Annotated in this window: 2 pseudogenes; one reads left to right on the top strand and one right to left on the bottom strand. The window is 81.1% G+C overall.

Annotation, left to right across the window (positions count from 1 at the left end):
* Positions 1-175, top strand: a pseudogene (locus C1A33_RS37760) (PAC2 family protein); the annotation flags it as partial.
* Between the two features lie 108 nt (positions 176-283).
* Here the strand turns inward: C1A33_RS37760 and C1A33_RS35300 are convergent.
* Positions 284-1,006: pseudogene (locus C1A33_RS35300) on the bottom strand (hypothetical protein); the annotation flags it as partial.

Raw genomic sequence — 1,006 nt, 5'->3', positions numbered from 1 at the left:
CGAACGGGCGAAGGCGTGGGAACGTCAGGTCGACGAGCTCGCCGCCGGGGACACCGAGGTCGCCGAGTACGTCCGCTCGCTGGAGTCCCGGGAGCCGGAGACGGCGTTGCCGGAGGCCAGCGGGGACGCCATCGCCCGCGAGTTCGAGCGTTACCTGCGCCGCCGCGGGCAGTGACCACCGCCCGCATCCGGGCGCGTCTGCGTACGCGCCCGGATGCGGATCCGGCGGCGGCCGTGACCGGCCCTCGGGGCCGATCGGGCGGCCGGGCCGCGGCGCGGGGTGCTACTCCTCGACGATCTCGGCGTCGATGATCTCCTCGTCGGCGCCGCGGCGGAAGGGCACGTCGGCGGTGCGCACCGACGCGCGGGGTGGCACCGCGCCGGGCTCGCCGTCGGCGACGTCCCCCTGGCGGTGCCGGCCGGGGGGGCGGCGGCCGAAGCCGAGCGACGACCCACCGGCGCCCGCCGACCCGATGACGGTGCCCGAGCCGTGGCCACGGGCACCGAACGCCCGGGAGGCGGCCGCCGCCGCCCCGGCGCCGTAGCCGCTGGCGCCGTCCGCGGTCGTCGCGCTGTACACACCACCGGACGCGCCGCGCATCGCCGCGGACCCGCTGCCGCCCGCGGAACCGCCCACCCCGCCGCCGTCGGCGTCGCCGGAGCCATGGGCATCCGCCGAGCCGTAGGCGCCGGGGGTGAAGGGGGCGGCGCCATACGCGCCGTACGCGCCGGCATCCGCCTGCCAGGACCCGGCCGTGGGGTCGTCGGCCGCCGGGCCGGCGGGGCCGGATGGGCCGCCAGGGGGACCCGCGACGTCCGCGGGCGCCCAGCCGTCGGCCGCGGGGGGCGGCGTGCCGGCCGGGGCCGCCGTGGGGCGCGTCAGCCCGTCCCCGGGAGGCGCCGAGCCGACCGGTGCGTCACCGCCGCCGGCGGGCCCGGATCCGGGGTCCTGCGCCGCCCCGAGCGCCGGTGGCGACGTCCCCGGTGGCGACGTCCCCGGCAGAGG

The organism is Frankia canadensis (assembly GCF_900197875.1).
GTDB lineage: Bacteria > Actinomycetota > Actinomycetes > Frankiales > Frankiaceae > Frankia > Frankia canadensis.
Note: the sequence above shows the minus strand (reverse complement) of the source record. Positions and strands in the feature narration are given on the sequence as shown.